Genomic DNA, 18979 nt, shown 5'->3' on the forward strand with positions numbered 1-18979 from the left:
GAGTAATTGATGAATATTTCGAACATTTTTAAAACAGCCACTTTATTGTGTGCTGCAGGGGCTGTGACTCTGATGTCTGGCTGTGCTGCGAATCAGGCTGTGTCGGTCAATGGTATGGCTGCGGATGGGCATGAATACCTGTTGACTGTAACCCGCCCAAATCAGTTGCATGTGATTGACACTGAAACCAAGCAGGTTGTGCGCAGTTGTGATGTGCCTGGAACATTTGGCACCGGCGCGGTTCAGCCCTCTCCGGATGGACGTATCGCCTATGTACTAACCAACGGTGCCGAAGATGTCTATGGCTTTGATATCACTAATTGCGATATTACGTTCTCTGCTAAGCAGTCCCAGAACGGTGTAAAGGTGAAAACCTTTATCTCACTGGCGATCAGTAATGATGGTAAAGAACTGTATACGGTGCAAAACCCTACCCGTAAGCTGAACGATCGTTATGAAGTACTTGCGCCACGCCTGGCCGTCTTTAATACAGCGGATGGTCTGGATGCAAAATCGGTACGGAATTTTCCGGTGGATCGTCGCATTACCAAAATCATGACCATGAAAAATGGCGAAGTGATTCTGGGTGGGGCTGACATTAAAGCGATCAATCCCGTGAACGGTGAAGTGCGAATGTTGAGTGCGCTGCAGAACTGGGCTCGCGGTGCAGACTGGATTCCGCCAGACGCGTTTGCCATGTTTACTCAGGGTGAACACGTTGGTGAATACATCATGCCGTACTTCACAATTAAGTGGAATGGCGATCCGGGTGATATGGAACAGGCTGAGTTTTGGTGGGGCATGAGCCGTATCGATATTGCAACGGGTGAGGTTGATGAACGTGAAACAGTGCCTTTTGAGTTTATTGTATTCAACTGGATTACTGATCCGAATGACAGCAATATTCTCTATGGCGCTTTCAATCAACTGTCTAAGCATGACCTATCGCAGAATAAGACTGTTGATGTAATAGATCTGGATCATACCTTCTATAGCATCAATATGGACCGTAGCCGGACCATCTATATTGGTGGTACTTCAAGTGATATATCCATTCATAATCCGGATACGCTGGAGAAGATCGGATCGATCCAATTGACAGGTGATATGTCTACTTCAGATTTACGTATTGCACGACTACTTTAAGGCATGTAGTTTAGGGTTAACCCTTATGTTTGGTGTTAATGGTTAACCACTAAGGGCTGTCGATGACAGCCCTTTTTACGTTTGGAAATAAAGAGAAGCTAATGTTCAGATGGTTAAGTGCTGCAATTGATGGGCAGGATAGGGGGCGTTTAGAAGACGCGTTTCGCTGGCTCTATACCTTTGTCCGGCCACAGTCGAAGGCGATAATGGGCCTGATGTTGCTGTCTGTATTTGCATCTGCTCTGGTGTTGTTACAACCCTGGCTGACCAAGTTGTTGATCGATGATGGCCTGTTAGCAAAAGATTACGGCATGCTAGTGACTATGTCGGTAGCGATGATTCTGGTTGGGATTATCAGTACCGGACTATCCGGTATTACTCGTTACCTGCACACTCAGTTGTCAGGCAAGATCCTCTTCTCTTTGCGTGAACACCTCTATGAACATCTGCAAACCTTGTCGCCACAGTTTTTTGGTGGCCGTCGGATCGGCGATATTCTTTCCCGTCTGGATGGTGATGTATCCCAGATTCAGCGTTTTGCTGTCGATAGCATGTTCTCCGCTCTCAGCAGTGTGCTGGGATTGGTGGGAGCGCTGGTTTTACTAGTGACCCTGTCCTGGAAACTATCGCTGCTGGTACTGGTACTGATTCCGTTAGAAATACTTTGGTTACGCTGGATGCGTCGTAAAGTCGAGCGTCAGGCCCGGATTATTCGTGAGCGTTCAGCCGATCTTAGCTCGTTTTTGGTAGAAACCTTGCCAGCGATGAAGTTTATCCAATCGGTGTCCCAGGAAAAACGGGAATCCCGTAAGCTGAATCGTCTGAGCGATAGTTATCTAACTGACTTATTAAAGCTACAGGTCACCGAATTTTTTACCCAGGCTATTCCCGGAACCCTGACCTCTCTGACCCGTGCAACTGCTTTTTTGATCGGCGGTTACTGGGTGATAGAGGGGCAATGGCAACTGGGTTCTCTGATTGCTTTCTCTAGCTATCTGGGGATGGCTACCGGTCCGGTACAAAGCCTTCTTGGCTTGTATGTAGCGATTCAGCGAATGTCAGTGAGTCTGGATAGGGTCATGGATTTGCGCCGTGCAGAGCCGGATATAACCGCCCCGGAACATCCGGCTACGCTAGCCGATGATATGCGTGGGGAGATCTGCTTTGATCGGGTTAGTTTTAGTTATCAGGGTCGAAATGAGCCTATTCTTAATCATGCTAGTACGGTGTTTCCCGCGGGGGCAAGTATTGCGCTGATCGGGCCTTCCGGCGTGGGTAAGTCCACCCTGATTGACCTACTGATGCGTTATTATGATCCCGAACAGGGGCGTGTTTTGATAGATGGCGTAAATCTTAAACAACTGGCACCGATGGAACTGCGCAAGCGGGTTGCTTTGGTAAGCCAGGAAATTACTCTATTTCGTGGCACTTTGATGGAGAATATTCGTTATGCCGCACCCGAAGCCAGTGATGCACAGGTGCAGGCTGCTACAGATCAGGCACAGTTAACTGAGTTGATCGAATCCCTGCCAATGGGGCTGGAAACACCATTAGGCGAGCGTGGCAGCCAACTGTCGGGTGGCCAGAAGCAGCGGGTGGCGATTGCCCGGGCGATTCTGCAAAAGCCGGCAATCCTTATATTGGATGAGGCAACCTCTGCGGTGGATGAATCTACTGAAGCTGAAGTGATCGCTAATGTGAATCGTATCTTTGCCGGCAAGACTCGCATCCTGATTAGTCACAGGGCTTCAACACTAAGCGGTGTAGATCTGCGAATAGAGTTAAACAATGGTCTGTTAGTTGCCGAGAATACCTTGCCTGAGGCTGAGTAATATGGGATTGAAGACAACCGGTAGAGTTGCTATTGGTATTGTAGACAGCGGTTATGGTTTTGAGCCATCACCGCCCGTTGGAGTCGATCGAGTTATTGCCTCACAGGCATTCCGATTTGATCAGGGTGTTATTTTAGCACCAGTAATTAATGATCAGCTTGGACACGGTTCTGCTCTGTTAGAGGTAATCGCAGAGCAGGCACCTCTGGCTGAGTTTGCTATCGCTCAGATTTTTACCGAACGACTGACTACCACACCGGTGCAGGTGGCTGCGGCAATAGATTGGTTAGTGGAACAACAGGTCGATCTGATTAATTTGAGTCTGGGGCTGCGGAATGATCGTGACATTCTGGGAGTCGCCTGCGAGAACGCGATTAAAGCCGGGGTTATTATCTGTGCCTCTTCTCCCGCTAAAGGCGATCCAGTTTACCCCTCGGCGTATCCCGGTGTCTTTCGTATGACCGGTGATGCCCGATGTACAGGGCCAGCGCAGCTTTCCTGTCTGAAAACTCAATATGCAGATTTTGGTGGCTATGTTAAAGCCCGTAATGGTGTCATTGGCGCGAGTGCCGGGTGTGCCCAGTTAACGGGGCATATTGGTCGCTATCTAAGCGCAGGGGGTGCCACTGATCTGAACTCTGTGTCCCATTGGCTGGAAACTCAGGCGGACTACTTTGGTGTTGAAGTCCGCTTTCCACCCGGTTCAAAAGAACAGAGAAGTGGAGGGCAGTAAGAGTGAAAGATAAGACCTCTATTAATAAGGATCTTAGTAACAAAGCCTGTATTAACAAGGCTGATATTGTTGTCTTAGGCGGAGGGCCTGCCGGTGGTGCAGCTGCTCTAGGGCTGAAAGCTCTTGGCTATGAAGTGACAGTAATAGCGGAACCAAGACCCTTCAAAGCGGTTGAAGGGATCTCTGAGCGGGTGTTAGAAGGGCTGCGCAATGCCGGGTTTAAACTGGCGCTGGCGAATCTGCCTGATCCCTCTCCACGGGTGGCCAGCTGGAACGGTGCAACTAACAGCGCGAATACCGAGATGCTGATTAACCGCAGTGAACTGGACAAGGGAATCTGCAAGGATCTACAGGCGGCAGGTGTTACCGTCATTAATGGCAGAGTGGCTAAAGTGAGTGAGGAAGTTAGAGGTTTTTCTATCCTGCTTAAAGAGTCTGATGCTGATTCGTTAAAGGCTGATTTTCTGGTTGAAGCCCGTGGGCGAAGTGCACCGGGAGGCGGACTTGAACGTTTGCGCGGGAGTGAAACCGTTTCCCTGCTGCAGTATTGGAAGGGAAAGCCCTGTAAACCGCAGTCTGCCGCTGAAAGTTTTGAGGATGGCTGGGCCTGGATGGCAGCCTGGTCGGATGGCACGCGCTATCTGCAGCTGACATTTGATGTGGCTTCCGCCAATCTGCCGGATAAAGCCGGATTGATTGATCACTGTAATGGAATATTAGAAACGCTGTCCAGCGCTCAGCCCTTTTTGGAGAATGCTCAGCCGACCGGTATTATCCATGCCCGTACCAGTACGCCGATATTGTGCCGCGAAGCGGTCGGTGACAACTGGATCAGAGTAGGGGATGCCGCGATGGCGGTAGATCCGCTTTCTGGTAATGGTATTTTTCAGGCGCTATCCAGTGCACTGCAAGCGCCTGCAGTGATCAATACACTGCTGCAGCGTTCAGAAAGTGCTGGGTTAGCGAAACAGTTTTATCAACAACGGGTTGATCACCTGTTTCACCGTTTTGCTCGTATTGGACGTGATTTTTACGCTTCTGAAGAGCGTTGGTGGGATAACCCCTTTTGGGCTACCCGCAGAAACTGGCCTGACAGTGAACCACTGCATCAGGAAACTGACCCTGATTCTCTGAAAGTGGTGAAGATGCCGGTGGTTAACAACGGCCTGATAGAGGAACATGAGGTGGTGATTACCAATGATCAGCCTCTGGGTATCTGGCACCTGAATGGCATTCCGATGGCTCCGGTGGTGCGCGTACTACAGCAGAAAGAGCTAGAAACAAGTCCGCAATCCTGCCTGCAAACTCAATTAGGAATGAGCCCTGAAAATGCCGTAGGGCTGACTCGCTGGTTATATCAAAATGGTTGGTTAAGAGCGGAAAATAAAAACTAAAAAAGGAGGCCTAGGCCTCCTTTTTTCTGGGTTTTTTTTACTGGTTGTTCAAGGTTAAATACTCATCAGTACCGATTTAACCTCGGTGTAATGTTCAATGACATCGCTACCCATCTCCCGGCCCAGACCGGATTGCTTATAGCCACCAAAAGGCAATGCCGGATCAAGTGCGGTATGGCAGTTCACCCAGATTGAACCTGACTTAATCCGGGGAATCATCCGATGTACTTGAGATAGGTTATTCGACCAGATACTTGCGCCTAGTCCGTATTGGCTATCGTTGGCGATTCGTACGGCCTCTTCAATATCATCGAATGGCATTGCTACCAGAACCGGGCCAAAGATCTCCTCCTGGACCACACTAGAATTCTGATTAACATCAACCATAACGGTGGGCTTAACATAGAAACCAGGGCCTGCTATAGCACTGCCACCTGCGGTTATAGTCGCGCCGCTGCTGCGACCTTGTTCGATGTAATTACACACGCGGTTCTGTTGTTTCGCCGAGATTAAAGGGCCCATTTGTGAGTTAGGATCAAGGCCGTGACCCAGTGTCATACCATCGGCAATAGCAGAGATATCCGCGACAACATTATCGAAATGCTTCTTCTGCACATAGAGACGGGAGCCGGCACAGCATACCTGTCCCTGATTGAAGAAGATTGCATTCGCAGCACCTGCCGCCGCGGTCTGCATATCCGCATCTTCGAGTACGATGGTGGGGGACTTACCTCCCAGCTCAAGGGTGACCCGGGTCATGGTATCCATCGCGGCTTTACCGATCAGTTTGCCTACTTCGGTAGAGCCGGTAAAGGTCAGCTTATCGACATCCGGATGGTGCGCCAGGGCTGAGCCTGCTTCGATACCCGTACCGGTTACAACATTTAGAACGCCCGGTGGATAACCTGCTTCCAGTGCCAGCTTACCCAACATTAGTGCGGTGAGGGGTGTTTCATCAGCCGGTTTGAGTACCACAGTACAACCCGATGCCAGTGCTGGACCCAGCTTCCAACAAGCCAGTAGCAGAGGGAAGTTCCAGGCGACAATCGCACCCACTACTCCGACCGCTTCCCGGCGGGTATAGCCGTGGAACTGTGCATCCGGCATAAAGGGAACTGATACATCAACGCTCCTGCCTTCGATCTTAGTCGCAAAACCAGCCATATAGCGCAGGAAATCAATGGCCAGACGAATATCGACGTGCTCAGCGATAACCACGCTCTTGCCGTTATCCAGTGATTCAATTTCTGCCAGAAGGCCTGCATTTTTTTCAATCAGATCGGCGAAGTTCCACAATAGCTTTTGGCGATCTACCGGTTTGATACGGCTCCAGTCAGAATCTTCAAAAGTTCTACGGGCTACCGCTACTGCTTTATCGATATCCGCTTTATTGCCACTGGGAACCGTGGTGATCTGTTCACCATCCGCTGGGTTGATAACAGCAAGGGTTCGGCCATCTTCGGCGTTCAGCCATTGGTCTCCAATCAGACATTTATGTGGATGCTGAATAAAGTCCAGTGCAGCAGCCGATGGTGAGAATTGTGAATCACTCATATGTATAAACCTACTTATAGTTGTAATTATAGAGACTGAGATACCTGGATACTGCTCAGGCAACCCGACACTTAGTAGTTATATATGGCAAGTGCTGTGCCAGAGTGTGTAAATGATCTTAATTCATTGATTTATAATGATTATGTTGATTTGTTTGGGTAGGGGGTGGAGTCTCCTCAGTGTTTTACTATGAGACAGGGTGTTAAAAAATAAGTCAGTTTGTGCAGGCTTTACAACTAAGTGAGAGGGAGTGGCTGGGCTGATTCAGTTTCACTTTTACCGGACTGTTGCATTTCTGAACAGCGGTGTTGCGTAATAAAACAGTGCAAGCTGTTATTTATCTAAAGGATTACCCCTATTTTTTTCTACGTCTTTGAAAAATAAGAAATTATCTATATTGGCATAAGCCGTGCTTTGTATTTCTACAGGTTAGAACTTTGGGCTGCGCTCAGCTGCTCAACGATATAAACAACAACTAAGGAGTCTGGCCTTGATGAAGAAATTTAAACTACCCCGATTGACGGGTGGGCTTCTGCTGGCGGGGATGATCTTGCCAACAGGAGCCGTACAGGCGAGTGATGCTGAAACCATTATTCAGAATAAATGTGTGGCATGCCATACCGAAGAGAAGGCCGAACCACTGCAGATGAGTCGTATGAGTCATCAGCGGAAAACCCCTGAAGGTTGGTTGATGACAATCGCCAGAATGCAGGTGATGCATGGTCTTGAAGTAACGGATGACGAACGACGTACGCTGGTGAAATATTTTGCAGATAAGCAAGGTCTGGCGCCGGAAGAAACTGAAGGCTCCCGCTACGCGATGGAACGACGCTTGAATACCATGGAAAGCTTTGAATCTACCAGTTTTGAAGAGATGTGTTCCCGTTGCCACTCCGGTGCGCGGGTGAAACTGCAGCGCCGTCCGGCGTCAGAATGGGAACATCTGGTTCATTTCCATCTGGGACAGTGGCCAACGCTGGAGTATCAGGCGATGTCACGGGACCGTGACTGGATGGATCTGGCATTCAAACAGATGGTGCCTGAACTCGCCGCAGATTTCCCACTTCAGTCTGCTAGCTGGGACAAGTGGCAAAGCGTTAAGAGTGTCCCTGTCAGCGGTAGTTGGAGCTTCAGTGCCCAGATAGCCGGGAAAGGTGATGTTCGAGGTGTAATGTCTGTCTCCGGTGGTAAGGATGACCAGTACAAAGTTAGCATCGAGGGTGAGTACGCTGATGGCTCTGCACTGAAAGGTAGTGGCACAGCTATCGTTTATACCGGTTATGAGTGGCGAGCCAATCTGGCTGTTGATGGCGTAAAAATGCGTCAGGTATTTGCGCTGTCTGCTGATGGATCTGAGCTCACTGGCCGTATGTTTGAAGCGGTGCACGATGAAGCGGGGATGGATTTCTCAGCGATTCGTACCGGCAGTAAGGCAAAACTTCTTTCTATCCAACCTGGGTATATCCGCGCAGGTAGCACTGAAGTGCTGACCATCGTAGGCGCAGGCCTGGGTACAAAAATCTCACTGGGCGACGGCATTAAAGTTGTTAGCGAAATGTACCGGGACGATAACAAAGTTGTTGTTCAGGTAACGGCGAACGCTACAGCTAAGCCAGGTTCTCGCGATGTTAAAGCGGGCAAGGCCGAGGGTGCTGTGCTTAACGTTTATGACCAGATCGATAGCGTGAAAGTTGTACCTGACTTTGCGGTAGCGCGAGTCGGTGGCAACGGAGGTTCCACACCTAAATATAACGCTCATTTCCAAGCGGAAGCGTGGATGAATGGCGCGGATGGTGAGCCTGGAACAGAGGATGATATGCGCATCGGTTTTGTTCCTGCTAAATGGCATGTCGAGCCATTCGATGCTCAGGCCGAAGCGGATCGTGATACTCATTTTGCCGGACGTATGGATGAAAAATCTGGTCTGTTTACCACGGCAGGTTCAGGGCCGAACCCAGAGCGTCGCATGTCGACCAATAATGCCGGTAATCTGAAAGTGATTGCTGAGGTTATGGAAGGCGCTAATGCTCTGAGTGCTGAAGGTCAGATGATCGTTACTATACAGCGCTGGAATAATCCTCCACTTCCATAAGGAGTTCCTGACTACTCAAGAGGGATGTTGTGAACCTGTGCAGCATCACGAAAATAATAATAGTGAGGAGGGTCGTTCTATGGGCGCCCAATTGAATCTGGTAGAGCAGAATCTACATCTGGTTGCTGTTAGTTCACGGCAGATGTTGTTCCATATACCTTCCAGCAGTCTGTTTGAGCTGGATGGCTTGACCAAGCAGTTAATTGACCAGCTGCGTAATAGACCTCAGCAAACAGCAGAGCAGTTGATTGGTGAGTTATCAGAGCAGTTTCCGATGGATCAGGTGGCTGAAACGCTGAAAGAACTGATTGCATTGGAACTGGTGAGTGATGGTTCGCCATTGACGCCTGAGATTGCGTTGAAAAAGATCACCGAGTTTCCGCTCAATACTTTGGTGTTGAATGTGAACACCGGTTGTAATCTCAGCTGCAGCTACTGCTATAAGGAGGATCTGGATAAGCCTTCTGAAGGCAAGAAGATGCAGTTCGACACCGCTAAGCAGTCGATCGAAATGCTGATTGCGGAATCACCCAACGAAGCACGCTATAACATTGTCTTCTTTGGGGGTGAGCCGTTGTCAAATTTCGGACTGATTAAGGATGTCGTCGCCTACTCGGAACAGCGCTTTGCTGAACTGGGTAAACCGGTGGATTTCACGATGACCACCAATGCAACCTTGCTGACGGAAGATATTGCTGACTGGCTTAATGAACACCGTTTTGGACTTTCAGTCAGTATGGATGGGCCAAAAGCGATCCACGATAAAAACCGGATCACCGTGGGTGGGCAGGGGACTTATGATGTGGTGAGTCGTAAAGCAAAAATGCTTTTATCCCGCTTTCGTGCCCGTCCGATCGGTGCCCGCGTTACCCTGACTAAAGGAGTGACCGATGTGCGCCAGATCTGGGACCATCTATTTAATGAACTGGGCTTTTCTGAAGTCGGTTTTGCGCCGGTGACCTCCGGTGATATCAGCTATTACAACCTCAGTGATGAGGAGTTGATTGATGTTTTCCACAACATGAAAGTGCTGGGTAAAGAGTATCTAGAAGCCGCACTGGAGCACCGTAATATCGGCTTTTCCAATATGCATCAGCTGATTACCGATCTCCATGAAGGCAATAAGAAAGCGTTGCCCTGTGGTGCGGGTGTGGCATTACTGGCGGTTGATCACGAAGGTGGATTAAACCTCTGTCATCGGTTTACTGGTTCTGAACTGGGTACCTTTGGCGATGTACAGACCGGTATCGATAAAGAGCGTCTGGGCGGTTTCCTCGAACAGCGCCTGGATCGTACCGATACCGGCTGCTCAAGTTGTCGCATCCGTAATCTCTGTTCCGGTGGCTGCTATCACGAAAGCTATGCCCGTTTTGAAGACCCTACTCAACCTGTTTATCACTACTGCGATCTGATGCGCGACTGGGTAGATTTCGGTATCGAAGTCTACAGCCGCATCATGGCCGAAAATCCGGCCTTTATCGACAGTTACATATCTCCCCGGAGGGCTCACTGATATGAAGCATCTCAAGCCTGTTAATAATAAAGCACACACTCTGACTAAGGCCGTTGCCGAAGATCAGGTAGAAGAAGTCGTAGCGATGCAGTCTATCGCTGGTTGTACTGCCACCACCGACCCAGGTTGGGAAATTGATGCCTTTGGTGGCGTCACCTCCCTCTGTCAGCCGATGGAATCTGATCTCTATGGTTGTGCTGATCCATGTTGGTGGCCTGCACAGGTACCGGACATGATGAACACCTATCCAGACTGGAATGAAAAAGCAGCTAATTCTGCTGATAACTGGCGCAACCTGGGAACCGTGTTCCCTGCTGATAAAGACTAACTAAACAGGATGCTAACGATGAGAAAAAGAAAAATGCTTCCTCGCAGCATGACTGTGATGCTGACGACGCTGACGTTAGGTTTAGCAACACTCACTACTGGTGTTGCTACTGCCGCAAAAGGGCCTGCGCTTAAGTCAGGCAACGAATACATGGTGGTGGCGAACTATCCAAACCAGATGCATGTGTTGGATCTGGCGAGCGAGACTGTCTATAAAACCTGTGATATGCCGGGACGTTTTGGTCCCGGTGCACTACAGGTCGCTCCGGATAAAAAAACCGCTTATATCCTGAATAACGGTTATGAAGATATCTACGGTGTGGATATGGACACCTGCGATGTAACATTCCATGCAAAGATGGCGCAAAGCAAAAAAGAGCGGACCAAAACAATCTATGCCTTTGCGCTGAGTTATGACGGTAAAGAGCTGTACACGGTACAGAATCCGACACTAATGGAGCGCGACCACTATGTTGTGCAGCCGCCCCGTCTGGCGGTGTACAACACCGATGCAGGTTTAGATGCGAAACCTGCTCGTATGTTCCCTTCGCCGCGACTTGTGACGGCTATGCAGGTAGGTAAAGATGGCGGTTTGTATATGGCCGGTGCAGACATCTACAAAATGGATGTCAAAACTGGTAAATACGAGGTGGCCGTTCCAAGTCGTAACTGGCAGCGGGAGCGTTATGTCCAGCCAGATGTGCTTAACGTCTGGGCGGTGCAAACGCCAACTAAAGACTTCACCATCCTTTACACCACGGCACGCTTTCAGGAAGGCTCTGAAGACTTGAATACCGCTGACTGGCTCTATGGATACTTCAATATCAACCTGGAAACCGGCGAAACAGAAACCAAAGATTTCGGTCCGATCACCGAGCTGTATTTCACCGGCACCCGTTCGCCTAAGGATTCCAATATTATGTATGGTGTCCTTAACCGGCTGGCCAAGTATGACATCGAAAAACAGACGTTGTTAAAAGCGGCGGAACTGGACCACTCCTACTATTGTGTCACCGTTAACCAGACCGGCAGTAAAGTCTATCTGGCGGGTACCCATAACCATGTTGCAGTATTCGATGGAGATACTCTAGAACGTCTGAATACTATCGAGCTTCCCGGTGGTGATATGTCCACTACGACTGCCCAGGTATTTGTTCGCTAAACAACCCTCTCTAATTGGCACACTTTCCTTCAGGCAGCTTCAGATGAAGCTGTCCGGGGGACGTTTGCCTGAAGAACTACTTTATAAGGTTTTAACCCTATTTTTCTATCGAGTTTTATGGAGTTTGAGCATGAAAAAAAATAACACGATGTTCTTTAAATTAACCGTACTGGCGAGTGCGCTTTTAACTGCTGCCGCCGTTCAGGCCGCACCGGTCTATGATCAGGACGGAAAGTCCCTAGAGTTTAATGTTGAGGGTATGGCGGGAGTTTTCTCAACCGATGAAAACTATACCGGTATTGATGGCGGTAATAATTGGCAGGAAGGCTATATCAAGGGTGACCTGGTTGGGCGAAATACAATCGCAAACGGTGCCGTTTACGGTGGCCTGGGAGTGATCGCTTTAGGGACCGGTGGTGATGGCGATGCCGGTGGATATACCTCTGGTGATGAGAGCGAATTGAAGCTTGAGAACGCATTTGTCGGTTGGCAGAGTAGTAATGGCCTGTTTGATCTGTCGATCGGTCGTCAGCAGTTCACCTTAGGCGATGGTTTTATCATTGCTGGTGATGCGATAAGTTTGGGTGATATGGGAATTCCGGGTGTCGATGTCGACCGGGGTGGGGCGTACTACCTGGCAGGACAGAAAAGCTTCGATAAAACGGCTGTTCTTAAAGTAGACCCAGAGGGTGCTCTGCGGGGTGATCTGTTTTGGTTGCAGTCTGATAATCCATATCATCAGGATACAGAGATTGGCGGTGTTAACTTTGAGTTAGTAGATGATGCAAAAGGCACCCTGGGACTGAGCTATATGTCTGTGCTGGATGTGGATCAGGGCGCTGGCTTTGGTATCTGGGATCAGCGCAAGGGTATGGATATTGTTAGCCTGCGCGGCCAGGGCAGTATGGGTGTTGAAAACTTATTCCTGTCGTTTGAATACGTGAATGAAACTGGTGGCGATACTGCCGTCAAGAATGATGGCAATGCCTGGTATGCGGAAGCGGGCTGGACTTTTACCGATCTGCCTTGGTCACCCACGGTTAACTACCGTCACGCGAAGTTCTCAGGAGATGACAGTTCAACCACCGACAACGAAGCCTTTGACCCTCTGTTTTTCGGTTTTACTCGGGGCTTTGGTACCTGGTTCCAGGGTGAAGTGGCGTCAAACTATGCTGGTCCTGCCAACAGCGGCAACACTGTTGATCGTTTAGAACTGATGGTGCAGCCCCGGGATGACTTGACCGTTGGTTTGCAATATTGGGATTTTGGAACGGAAGATGATGCTGCAGATCTAGCTGGAACTGAGGTAGACCTGTACGCACTTTGGTCAATCAACGATAACTTCGTTTTCAGCCCGATGGTGGGTTATTACAAACCTGATGGTAACGATGTTGTTGCAAATCAGGGTAATGATGATGCCAATTTATACTTGCAAGCCGTATTGATGTATTTCTACTAGATACTAATTGTTTAACCATTTTTGTAAGGAAGGCCCTGCTCCTTCAGCTGCGATATAAGGTGGTTTTCACGGCCAACTTGGGAAGGATTGAATGAGTCCAATGTGTTCTAAAGGTAGCCTTTTGGGCGGGATTGAAGAAACGGAATCTCTGGATTAATTATGGTCGACGTACAACCCGTATGTTTACCATTGTTACCTTGATCTCTAGTTTCTTTGACCCCCAAAATTCAGAGGGTCTATTGAGGCGCAAGGGCTTGTTCTTTCCTTCTTTTATATCGTTTTCCACGGCCTGGTTTCCGGTGCCGTGGCTTTTTTTTCTTAAATCAGCTTTCTTAAGTAAAAAGGGTGAAATCTATTGGGTTGCTATAATCATACTGATACGGTAAAAAAATAGATTGCCTGTGTTTAAAGCATTCAGTTAAAAGTAGTGAGTGATCAGCATAATGAAGAAGTCGACAGATTCTACTCACTTCGCTGACCCTATTAACTCGGTCAAGGATGCCCGTAATCGTCTTATTGAAGAAGGCGAGGTTCCTAGTGGTGTATTGCGTAGTGAAATCGAAGATTCCTGGTTGCGCAGTGTTAATGCCGGACTTAACTGCGAGTCTCCGTTGGATCTGGAAAATCTCTCCCGAGATAGTATTGATGACCTTAGGGACAAAAACCGGGGGCTGATCGAAGCCGCACATCCTGAAATTAAACAGCTTGTAGACTATTTCAGACCGGATGGTGGGTTGGTGCTGTTGACCGATGAGTCAGCGACTATTCTTAAAATAAAGGGTGAGACTCAGAATCTGGATTCTGCTACCCGTTATTCTTTGGAACCGGGGGCAAACTGGGGTGAAGAGTTTCGCGGAACCAATGGCCCGGGCACAGCAGTCGTTAACTGTTCCCCTCAGATGATTCGTGGCAATGAACATTTTCTCGATTCCATTGGATATCTTTCTTGCTGTTCAGCACCCATCACCGATCCTAAAGGGGAGCTTCTAGGAGTTCTGGATCTAACTTCACCGACCGATAATCGCGATCTTCCGCCTAATCTCAGTCTGGTTCAACAGGCCGTTCGTTCGATAGAAAACCGGATGTTCAGTGGGCAGTTCCAGCAACACATTGTTCTCAGTGTGCACAGCCGGCCAGAATATCTTCGTTCTTCATGGCAAGGTTTACTGGCACTGGAATTGGATGGGCATATTCATGCGGCCAATGAGCAGATTTGCCAGCTACTTAACCGTAAGCGATCACAGTTGGTAGGACGTAATCTCGAAGAGTTATTTGGCGTTCGTCCTGAAGCCTTGCTGACCGCTCTCCACCGTAAAGGTCGGGGAGAGCTACGTACCCGTGGTGGCGATTTCTACTGTGAATTACTGCACTTTCCGAATAGTTTTCCAACCTCTTATAAAGCTCCCGCTAAATCCAACCGTAGTAAGCCTGCGCCACCACCTCTGAATGCACCGCCGTTGAGTGAACTTGCCGGGCAGGACCCGCGTCTGCAGAAAGGTGTGAGGATGGGGAGTCGCGCTCTTGCCCATGAATTGCCAGTATTGATTCAGGGGGAAACCGGTACGGGTAAAGAGGTCATGGCCAAATCACTTCATCTGGACAGCCGGCGAAGTAGTGGTCCCTTTATTGCTGTTAACTGTGCCTCGATACCTGAAGGCTTGATCGAGTCGGAATTGTTTGGTTATCGCGAAGGCGCCTTTACGGGCTCCCGTAAAGGCGGAATGATAGGGCGATTGGAGCAGGCTCAGAGTGGTACCCTTTTTCTGGATGAAATTGGTGATATGCCACAGGCGCTTCAAGCTCGACTACTACGTGTTCTACAGGAACGGATAATAGCCCCGCTGGGTGGTGGCGATGAGATTGCTCTGGATATTGCTGTTATCTGTGCCTCCCACCGGGATCTGAAGGCGTTAGTTGCTGAAGGCCTTTTTCGGGAAGATCTTTATTACCGGCTCAATGGTGTTTGTCTGCGAATTCCCTCATTTCGAGATCGTACCGACAAGAAAGACTTTATTCGTTACTTTCTTCATCAGTTGACACCGGATGGACGACAGATCGATATTGCTCCCGATATGATGAAGCAACTACTTGCCTATAACTGGCCGGGTAATATTCGTCAGCTTGAGACTATATTAAGGGTGGCTATCGCCTTTATGGAACCCGATGAAGTGCAGATTGATAATTGTCATATCAGTGATGATTTTCTGGAAGAGCTCAACAGTAAGGGCCGAGCGGTTCAAGGAGGTATTCCTCCTAATCAGGCCTGTGGCACTTTGAAAACCAGTGAGCTGTTAACGATTCAACAGGTATTGGAAGAGAATGAGGGTAATATCTCAGCCACTGCAAACGAGTTAGGTATTAGTCGCGCAACGCTGTATCGAAAGCTAAAGCAGATTGAGGAGTGATCTGCTTCTATAAGCAGGAACACTGACTATTCAAAACGCCATTCATCTGACAGCCCTGGGATTTTAGGTATAGGCTCTCTACTGGCTTTTCTTTCGAGTCGGTCCATAAAAATCTGCCATATCTGCGCAACCGAAACGCTGTTATCCAGCCGGTCTAAAAACTCTATCGAGTCACCCACTTTGAGCTGGCCGGTCTCCAATACCCGGTAATACCACCCGGAGATCGCTTCCGACATTATAAAGGGGGCTATGTGGGCGTTACCGTATTTCTGGTTGATTTTCCAACAGGGGCGGCGCGGTTGTGATACCTGCACTACGGCGCTTCCCAGGCGGAAGGTGTCGCCAATATGTACCTCGGTATCTAATAACCCATGGGTAGATATATTTTCACCGATTGATCCCGGCTCGAAGCTATCGCTTAGGTGGGGCAGGGCTTGTTTAAATACGGCGTAATGCTCGGCAGGATAATGATAGATCGCTTTTTCTGACCCCCCATGTACCCGTTTATCTACTTGTATATCACCGCTGAGTCCGATTTCTGTGACTTCATGGCGTTGCTGGGAGAGGGCTTTATAGATCCCTGTTGCGGTTTTATCAGGGCCGATGGTCGCTAACTGACCGATAAATAAGCCTTCAACCTGAGCGTTGTAAACGTCCATCTTTTCATCTCACCTGTGCGAATGATTGCATCAGTTTAGGAACTAACTGTAAATATAACTATGCTTCCTTGGAAGTATTTAAAGTTGTCATTTCTCGATTGAATTAAGGTGCCATTTCTCAAAAATAGAGTAACCTTATGAAAGCGTTAATTATTTTTTATAGGGGTAGAGCATGGATATGGATCTGAGTCTTTTACAAACACGTGTGATTGCTTGTCTTATAGAAAAAGAGGTCACAACCCCGGATCAATACCCGTTAACCCTTAACTCCCTGACAACAGCCTGCAATCAGAAGAGTAACCGAGAGCCGGTCATGAGCCTGTCTGATACTGAGGTGCAGGAAGTTCTCGATGAACTGACTAAAAAGCATATGATTCGCCAAGAGGGTAGTTTTGGTAGCCGGGTACCAAAGTTTAAACATCGATTTTGTAATACCGAATTCTCCGAGCTGAAATTGAGCGAGCAGGAGTTAGCGATCGTGTGTACTCTGTTTCTGCGTGGCCCGCAGACCCCTGGAGAGTTGCGCAGCCGCACCAATCGTTTATGCAGTTTTAGCGATGTCCATGAGACGGAAGCGGTGCTACAGAAAATGAGTGAACGGGAAGAGTTTCCGCTGGTGGTGCGTATGCCCCGGGAGCCCGGTAAGCGGGAATCTCGTTATGCTCATCTCTTTAGCGGTGAAGTGGAAGCGGCTGATCCGTCTGAGTATAGCCCGCCTGTCGTGCGTGCCAGTGCCAGCAGTGATGCGATTGCAGCATTGGAGCACCGAGTCACTGAACTAGAAAAAATCATAGCTGATTTACAGGAAAAACTGGGCGAATAAAGGCCTTTTCATAATAGACAAGCAGATCACCTCAGTGTCAGACTGCGTTCAGCCTGTTTGATACTGAGGAATACATATGTCTGCTCGAAGTCTGGATTTCTACTTTGATTATATCTCGCCTTATGCCTATTTCAGCTGGCGTAAAATTCATGAGCTCTGCGGTCGCTATGATATTGTCCTGAATGCCCATCCAGTGGTGTTTGGTAAACTGTTAGATCACTGGGGGCAGCTGGGTCCGGCTGAAGTCCGGCCAAAGAAAGCTGCGCTATATAAATACTGTGATCGCTACGCCAAATTGCACGGTTTTGAATTTAATCCTCCGGCCTGTCATCCCTATAACCCCTTACCGGCTTTGCGTTTGTCATTACCCGAGGTGAGCGGTACAGAACAGCACCGCGTTATCAGTGCAATTTTTGAAGCAGGCTGGTCGAAAGGGGCTGACCTGGCATGCCGGAATACACTGGTCGGTATTCTGGATAACCTGCAGTTAGATAGCGCAGCGCTGATGGCTTCTATCGAAGCACCAGAGACTAAAGCCAAGCTGCAACAGGAAACTGCAACGGCAATCAGCCGTGATGTATTTGGTGTGCCGACATTTATCATTGATGATGAATTGTTCTGGGGTAATGATCAGCTGGAACATCTCGAACTCTTTCTGCAGGGTAACGATCCACTCGATACGGAGCGAGTTGAAAAAATGCTTGCCCGGCACCGGGGCATAGATCGTAAATCCTTTGTACAACGTCAGGCTGAAGGGAATCAGAAATAGTTTGGCTGATGGGCTATACGCTCAGATGATAATTTACAGTGAAACCTGTTTTTGACTTGATTGATTTCTGATAGGGCTGACAGACTTATCAGCTATTTTTTGTTGGTTTGTAGATGCATGTCGAAAACATTCTGAAACCCTTTTCAGGATCGGCGCATCAATGCCAGGTGAGCTGATCATATTCATGCGCATGACCAGATTGCTGTGCAGTATATTGGCAGGTAACGTTCGTGTCTTATTACTGAGTAAGAGTGACTCTGGCAACAGGGATATGGCAAAGCCTTCTTCTACCGCGGTGGCGACATTGTCTAAGACCGGGCTACCAAACACTATCCGATAGGGTTGGCCTGATGTTTTTAGTTGTGCCAGACAAAGATCTCGCACAATGCAGTTATCTTCATACATAGCTATGGGCAGCGGTGATTGTTCTTCTAGCCTGGCACTGTTGGGTGCCACCCAGAATAACCTTTCGCTCCAGAGCAGAGTCTCATCAGAAGGTTCAGATTCTCCTGCAACAATGGCGATATCCAGTTCACCGGCAGAGATTAGCTTCCTGAGGTTGCGACTGCGATCACAGATAATACGGGCTTCGAGGTTAGGTAGTTCCGCAGCGAGTATTGGCATGAAAAAGCTCAGAAAATTCTGGGCATAATCGGTCGGAATTCCAAAGCTAAGCTTTCCTGCCAGGTCTGTATCACTGAGTGCAGCCAGGGCTGCACTGCTGAGTTTTAGTAGCTGTTCACTGTAACTGAGCAGGGTCTGGCCCGCTTCAGTCAGACGGATGCCTCGATTGCTCCGCTCAAGTAGACAGTTACCGGTGAGTTCTTCCAGTCTTTTGATTTGCATACTGACCGCTCCCTGGGAGCGATATACTTTCAGTGCAGCTTTTTTTAGCTCTCCGGTACGGGCCACCATGACAAAGGTGCGTAGCAGTTCAAGGTCGAGTATCTGTTCCAAAACGGGCTCCGTAAATATCATGAACCGATTTAGCAAAACTGAATCGATGGTTAATTAATATTCGTTTGCCTGAAGTATGCCTTTTTTTTAATCTAACAGGCAAGTACCCGGTTGCTGTCTTTAAACTACTATCAGATAACCGGGATCAATTGTC

15 protein-coding genes are annotated in these 18979 nt (G+C 48.7%); 12 read left to right on the top strand and 3 right to left on the bottom strand.

Features of this window, described 5'->3' with window-relative positions; all coding sequences use genetic code 11:
* The first annotated feature begins 9 nt into the window (after positions 1-9).
* The 4 genes from peaD (QZZ54_RS12595) to QZZ54_RS12610 all read left to right on the top strand — a co-directional run bounded on the left by peaD (QZZ54_RS12595) (position 10) and on the right by QZZ54_RS12610 (position 5105).
* Positions 10-1146 carry a quinohemoprotein amine dehydrogenase subunit beta gene (gene peaD, locus QZZ54_RS12595; protein WP_290703042.1) on the top strand — a complete coding sequence of 379 codons (1137 nt, stop codon included), beginning with the start codon at positions 10-12 and terminating at the stop codon, positions 1144-1146.
* A gap of 101 nt (positions 1147-1247) precedes the next feature.
* Positions 1248-2978 (top strand): ABC transporter ATP-binding protein, encoded by a 1731-nt coding sequence (locus QZZ54_RS12600; RefSeq protein ID WP_290703043.1) that lies wholly within the window; start codon positions 1248-1250, stop codon positions 2976-2978.
* Position 2979: 1 nt separating this feature from the next.
* On the top strand, positions 2980-3711 hold the full coding sequence (locus tag QZZ54_RS12605; protein WP_290703044.1) for a peptidase S8/S53 subtilisin kexin sedolisin: 732 nt from the start codon (positions 2980-2982) through the stop codon (positions 3709-3711).
* A gap of 2 nt (positions 3712-3713) precedes the next feature.
* Positions 3714-5105, top strand: a complete 1392-nt coding sequence (locus tag QZZ54_RS12610; RefSeq protein ID WP_290703045.1) for a tryptophan 7-halogenase — start codon at positions 3714-3716, stop codon at positions 5103-5105.
* Between the two features lie 54 nt (positions 5106-5159).
* On the opposite strand, the gene QZZ54_RS12615 is transcribed toward QZZ54_RS12610, so the two are convergent.
* Positions 5160-6659, bottom strand: coding sequence for an aldehyde dehydrogenase family protein (locus QZZ54_RS12615; protein WP_290703046.1), 1500 nt, complete (start codon positions 6657-6659; stop codon positions 5160-5162).
* 493 nt (positions 6660-7152) lie between these two features.
* On the opposite strand from QZZ54_RS12615, the gene peaA reads away from it, so the two are divergent.
* From peaA to QZZ54_RS12645, 6 genes are all read left to right on the top strand, one after another.
* A complete protein-coding gene (peaA, locus tag QZZ54_RS12620; RefSeq protein ID WP_290703047.1) occupies positions 7153-8751 on the top strand; it encodes a quinohemoprotein amine dehydrogenase subunit alpha in 1599 nt (532 codons plus the stop codon).
* 79 nt (positions 8752-8830) lie between these two features.
* On the top strand, positions 8831-10264 hold the full coding sequence (gene peaB / locus QZZ54_RS12625; protein ID WP_290703048.1) for a quinohemoprotein amine dehydrogenase maturation protein: 1434 nt from the start codon (positions 8831-8833) through the stop codon (positions 10262-10264).
* Position 10265: 1 nt separating this feature from the next.
* The gene (gene qhpC, locus QZZ54_RS12630; protein WP_019620180.1) at positions 10266-10592 is read left to right on the top strand and encodes a quinohemoprotein amine dehydrogenase subunit gamma; all 327 of its coding nucleotides are present in this window, start codon (positions 10266-10268) and stop codon (positions 10590-10592) included.
* A gap of 18 nt (positions 10593-10610) precedes the next feature.
* Positions 10611-11753 (top strand): quinohemoprotein amine dehydrogenase subunit beta, encoded by a 1143-nt coding sequence (gene peaD / locus QZZ54_RS12635; protein ID WP_290703049.1) that lies wholly within the window; start codon positions 10611-10613, stop codon positions 11751-11753.
* A 130-nt stretch (positions 11754-11883) separates the two neighbouring features.
* Positions 11884-13212 carry an alginate export family protein gene (locus QZZ54_RS12640; RefSeq protein WP_290703050.1) on the top strand — a complete coding sequence of 443 codons (1329 nt, stop codon included), beginning with the start codon at positions 11884-11886 and terminating at the stop codon, positions 13210-13212.
* Positions 13213-13655: 443 nt separating this feature from the next.
* Positions 13656-15617: a sigma-54-dependent Fis family transcriptional regulator gene (locus tag QZZ54_RS12645; RefSeq protein WP_290703051.1), complete on the top strand. Its 1962-nt coding sequence runs from the start codon at positions 13656-13658 to the stop codon at positions 15615-15617.
* A gap of 26 nt (positions 15618-15643) precedes the next feature.
* On the opposite strand, the gene QZZ54_RS12650 is transcribed toward QZZ54_RS12645, so the two are convergent.
* Complete coding sequence (locus QZZ54_RS12650; RefSeq protein ID WP_290703052.1) at positions 15644-16276, bottom strand: MOSC domain-containing protein; 633 nt, start codon at positions 16274-16276, stop codon at positions 15644-15646.
* Between the two features lie 172 nt (positions 16277-16448).
* On the opposite strand from QZZ54_RS12650, the gene QZZ54_RS12655 reads away from it, so the two are divergent.
* A complete protein-coding gene (locus QZZ54_RS12655; protein WP_290703053.1) occupies positions 16449-17099 on the top strand; it encodes a DUF480 domain-containing protein in 651 nt (216 codons plus the stop codon).
* Positions 17100-17175: 76 nt separating this feature from the next.
* Positions 17176-17868 carry a 2-hydroxychromene-2-carboxylate isomerase gene (locus tag QZZ54_RS12660; protein WP_290703054.1) on the top strand — a complete coding sequence of 231 codons (693 nt, stop codon included), beginning with the start codon at positions 17176-17178 and terminating at the stop codon, positions 17866-17868.
* A 33-nt stretch (positions 17869-17901) separates the two neighbouring features.
* On the opposite strand, the gene QZZ54_RS12665 is transcribed toward QZZ54_RS12660, so the two are convergent.
* Positions 17902-18825 (bottom strand): LysR family transcriptional regulator, encoded by a 924-nt coding sequence (locus tag QZZ54_RS12665; RefSeq protein WP_290703055.1) that lies wholly within the window; start codon positions 18823-18825, stop codon positions 17902-17904.
* Positions 18826-18979 lie beyond the last annotated feature (154 nt).

It is taken from the genome of Amphritea sp. (assembly GCF_016744155.1).
Taxonomy (GTDB): Bacteria; Pseudomonadota; Gammaproteobacteria; order Pseudomonadales; family Balneatricaceae; genus Amphritea.

Excerpts from the sequence above, each read along its gene's own strand:
- QZZ54_RS12645 (WP_290703051.1), top strand. The coding sequence starts at position 13,656 with ATGAAGAAGTCGACAGATTCTACTCACTTCGCTGACCCTATTAACTCG.
- peaB (WP_290703048.1), top strand. The coding sequence starts at position 8,831 with ATGGGCGCCCAATTGAATCTGGTAGAGCAGAATCTACATCTGGTTGCT.
- QZZ54_RS12615 (WP_290703046.1), bottom strand. The coding sequence starts at position 6,659 with ATGAGTGATTCACAATTCTCACCATCGGCTGCTGCACTGGACTTTATT.
- QZZ54_RS12605 (WP_290703044.1), top strand. The coding sequence starts at position 2,980 with ATGGGATTGAAGACAACCGGTAGAGTTGCTATTGGTATTGTAGACAGC.
- QZZ54_RS12640 (WP_290703050.1), top strand. The coding sequence starts at position 11,884 with ATGAAAAAAAATAACACGATGTTCTTTAAATTAACCGTACTGGCGAGT.
- qhpC (WP_019620180.1), top strand. The coding sequence starts at position 10,266 with ATGAAGCATCTCAAGCCTGTTAATAATAAAGCACACACTCTGACTAAG.
- QZZ54_RS12600 (WP_290703043.1), top strand. The coding sequence starts at position 1,248 with ATGTTCAGATGGTTAAGTGCTGCAATTGATGGGCAGGATAGGGGGCGT.
- QZZ54_RS12650 (WP_290703052.1), bottom strand. The coding sequence starts at position 16,276 with ATGGACGTTTACAACGCTCAGGTTGAAGGCTTATTTATCGGTCAGTTA.
- peaD (WP_290703042.1), top strand. The coding sequence starts at position 10 with ATGAATATTTCGAACATTTTTAAAACAGCCACTTTATTGTGTGCTGCA.
- peaD (WP_290703049.1), top strand. The coding sequence starts at position 10,611 with ATGAGAAAAAGAAAAATGCTTCCTCGCAGCATGACTGTGATGCTGACG.
- QZZ54_RS12660 (WP_290703054.1), top strand. The coding sequence starts at position 17,176 with ATGTCTGCTCGAAGTCTGGATTTCTACTTTGATTATATCTCGCCTTAT.
- QZZ54_RS12655 (WP_290703053.1), top strand. The coding sequence starts at position 16,449 with ATGGATATGGATCTGAGTCTTTTACAAACACGTGTGATTGCTTGTCTT.
- peaA (WP_290703047.1), top strand. The coding sequence starts at position 7,153 with ATGAAGAAATTTAAACTACCCCGATTGACGGGTGGGCTTCTGCTGGCG.